Here is a 4,004-nt window from a genome sequence, read left to right on the forward strand (position 1 = left end):
CATTATAACGCAGTATTTTTACGAATTGTTCTTTGAACTCGTGTTGTTATTTTTCCTGAATATGTCGGGAAATTCTTAATTTTTCTTGCGTGTTCTTCATTAATTGAATCAATAGTTAAACCTGTATCAGTATCTATACCTTGTAAGTAATATATATGTAAATATCCTCCTATAAACTTCTTATTCGCTGCACGAAACGCATCATGAATTAAATCTTCATTACAGTACACCCATTCAGTCACTCCACTTTCAGTTTGGAGATCTTTATCACGGACTTTTGTCGTTGAATGAATACGTGTCCCATTATTTGTTGCTACAAAATTAAAAAGATACGTTTCAATGTCTTTAAAATACGCAGATTTTTTTGCTCGTCTCAACGAACCTTCAGATATATCAATCAACGTTTTATTTTGATTTGCCTTTTCTTGAACCCTTTTTTTCCATTCTCTAATATCAACACTACTCCAGTAATCATCGGGTATTTTTGGTTCAACTAAAAAGGCAATTTGATAAAAACCCTCTGGGAAATATGTATGATACTGCTTTATTCGATTTACAAGATCAATAGCCATACCAATTTTAAAAACTGCATTATTCTTATTATCTAATGTTTCAAAAGGCATAAAACAATAACAACCTCCTTTATCTTTGAAATCCAAATAATCACGAGCAACATTAAATGCACGACCAGTGAACTTAGCACCGACTCCAAATCTTCCATCTATTGGATTATCATTATCTACATCATTTTCATCAGAATTCTTATATTCTTCTAATTTTTTATTTGCTTCGATTCTGATATTTTCGTCCAATAATGGTGGTAATTTATCCCATTTCGAAATATACAAATCATACGCATTCGACTTATTCACCGATTCCCAAGATTGCCACGTATTATATCTTGAATCATAGTTTTCCCACTTAACCAGAAACTCCAAGTTTTCCAAGATTTTTCTTTTCCGAAGAAAACGATGTTGTATTATTTTTTCTACGACATATTCACCATATCTCAAAACTACATCATTACCAGACATATCTTTAAACAAATCTATATTGCGTTCAATTTTTGGTATCATACCATAATACTTACGTTCATTATATCTTAAATAAACTAAATTAATATTTTTCTCTGCGATATATGAAGTAATATTGTAATTTGTATTATCACGTTTACCTTCTCCATAAAAAAATATTATATCACATTTAAATATTTTTGATGCGATTTCTACTATTTTTTGCTCCTTTAGTTTTTTATCTTTATCTTTAGGTTGTATTTCCTTGCTCATTTCACTTTTTATTTTTTTCTCCATACTGTTATCACCACTAAATAATTGCGATAAAGTAGAATTTAAATTCGAACCTTTTATATCAACAAGATCAAGAAAGTTCTCGGTAAGTTCCATGACACCTATTTTTTCCTTTTTTATTAAATCGTTCAATTTTACTCTTTTATCACTTAAAAAAGCAAGTAGATTCCTTTTCTTATTATTCTTAAGTTCTCTATCAACATTTTTTATTTTATCCTTTCGTTTTTTAGTATTCCTCGCAAATTTATTTATTCTTGTGCTTTTTAAAACAATTGAGCGTTTGGATTTTCTCACACCCCTTTTGTGATTTTTTCTGACTCTATTTTTTTTTTCTTCATTGAAATCTTCATCATCATCATTATCATCATTATCATCATTGCCATCATTTACATCATTGCCATCATTTACATCATTACTTCTTCGGTTATTACTCCCATTACTTCTTCGGTTATTACTCTCATTACTTCCTCGGTTAATACTCTCATTACTTCCTCGGTCAATACTCTCATTACTTCCTCGGTTAATACTCTCATTACTTCCTCGGTTAATACTCTCATTACTTCCTCGGTTATTACTCTCATTACTTCCTCTGACACTATCATTATTCCTTGCTTGGTCTACAACATCCTCATTATCAATTTCGTCTTCATCAACTTCTGGTGACGAAACCTTAAGACGAGTTGATCTTCTTAATCCTTTACCTAATTTATTTTCTTTTGCTGTTTTGCGATTACGTAATTCAATATTCACTAACTCGATTCTACGTAATCTCGCATCTTCGTTTTGTCTATTTAATTGTTCCCTACGTTCATTAATGATCTGTTCGGACGCTTGTTTTGCGATTTTCGCATTTGCTTTATCTTCTTTTTTTTGTCTTAATTGAATAATCTTTGCCTTTTGCTTCAGTTGATCAAATAAATGTTGTCTTTTATCGTTATACATATACACACGTTTATCTCGCTCAGATACAATACGACCGCGTAGTGCAGTTATTGCTCCCCCACAGAAAATGTTTTTTCTACTGTAATTTTTTATTTTTTTTCTATTTTTTTTCGTACGCATAATATTTGGTATATATACATGAAATATTACATTATGAATAAAGTTGCAATCTTATCTGTTTTTGCCGATATAACACCATTGCGCGAAGCATAGCGTCTATGTGTGATAGACCAACTTACCTATAAATTGTGGTTTCTTGTTATCATTTTCAATTATAATCGTCTCGTGGTCATCTATACTTGTACCTTCTAAAAAGAAGGGTGTAAAAATTCCCCCATATTGAATTTGTGCTATTCTAAATGCATCGTGAATATTGTCAATCGTGCAATAAATCCATCCATTGTCTCTTTTGTTCGAAAAGACAGGGGAAGTACCTCCATTTTTCTGTATCAGCAAAAATATGAATTGGATGATTTCATTGTAGTAATCAATATATAGACCATTCTTTATTTTACCTTCCTTTGGATTAGTAACACATGCTATCATTGAAAACCCTACTGGAAATATTGTTTTCAACTTTTTTAATTGATCATTAATATCAGATGAAAATTCCACTTTAAATTTCTGTTTCTGTTGTTTATCCAGAACATCAAACGGCATGTAACAAAAAATACCACCACCATTCATATCACCACTGAGAGGTTTAAAACTTTCCTCTATTTTTTCTTGTTTGTTAGATTTGTCTGTATTTTTTATCTTGTTGTTTTTTTGTTTTTTTGTTTTTTTTGTTTTTTCTTTAGTTCCACCATAGGTTTTCTTTTTTTGTTTTCTACGACATTGTATTTCTCTTGTTTTTTTTTTTTTTGTATTCATATATAATAACAATAACATTTTTTTGTCCTGTGTACATATAATGCAATTTTACCGTATAACCAGAAGGAAAAAAAGATTTAAAAGATTTTATTGTTATTCTGTAATTTCTACTGTCAAAAACAAGAAATACTCAAAATGCACTACAAAAAAAAAGGCGGTCAGACAACAACGTTTATTGTATGCAATTAGATTTAATAAAAAATTTCAGAAAAGATAAAAAATGCATAAAATTAAAAATATAGAGATTACAGTTTATATTTAAATAATGAAAGACATCAGTGAAGAGCAATTGATTATATTTAATTACATTAAAGAAGGTTTTAATGTATGTATTGATGCAATTCCTGGATCAGGGAAATCAACTTCTATGCTTACACTTAGTCAAATAATTCCAAGTAAAAAATTACTTCATATCACGTATAACTCAATGCTAAGAAAAGAATTCAAGGAAAAAACTGTCAATATGAAAATTCAAAATATTGATGTCCACACATATCACAGTTTCGCCGTCAAATTTTTCTCACAAGATGCTTATACTGACACGGGATTGAGAAAAATATTATTCAACAAAAATACACCACGTTATCGTGAAAATGAAATACCACACTATGACATTTTGATTTTGGACGAATGTCAAGATATGTCCCCTTTATATTTTCAATTTGTTCTATATTTTCTATCATTCTTTAAGAGCAAGATACAACTTGTTATTTTGGGAGATTTCATGCAGGGAATATACGATTTCAAGGGTGCAGATATACGATTTTTAACTATGGCTCAAGATATTTGGAAAAACAAACCATTTTTATCTTCTTCCGAATTTAAACACTGTTCTTTGACAATGTCATACAGAATTACTAATCAAATGGCAAAATATATTAA

At 29.7% G+C, this 4,004-nt stretch carries 3 protein-coding genes; 1 reads left to right on the forward strand and 2 read right to left on the reverse strand.

Annotated elements, in window-relative coordinates; all coding sequences use genetic code 11:
* Positions 1–2: 2 nt before the first annotated feature.
* A complete protein-coding gene (locus tag ACHZC3_RS06280; RefSeq protein ID WP_394759022.1) occupies positions 3–2,369 on the reverse strand; it encodes a chromo domain-containing protein in 2,367 nt (788 codons plus the stop codon).
* Positions 2,370–2,465: 96 nt separating this feature from the next.
* Positions 2,466–3,122, reverse strand: a complete 657-nt coding sequence (locus ACHZC3_RS06285; protein WP_394759023.1) for a hypothetical protein — start codon at positions 3,120–3,122, stop codon at positions 2,466–2,468.
* A gap of 265 nt (positions 3,123–3,387) precedes the next feature.
* On the opposite strand from ACHZC3_RS06285, the gene ACHZC3_RS06290 reads away from it, so the two are divergent.
* A partial coding sequence (locus ACHZC3_RS06290; protein ID WP_394759024.1) for a UvrD-helicase domain-containing protein occupies positions 3,388–4,004 on the forward strand: 617 nt, incomplete at its 3' end.

It is taken from the genome of Flavobacterium sp., from assembly GCF_043720215.1.
In the GTDB taxonomy this organism is placed as follows: domain Bacteria; phylum Bacteroidota; class Bacteroidia; order Flavobacteriales; family Flavobacteriaceae; genus Flavobacterium.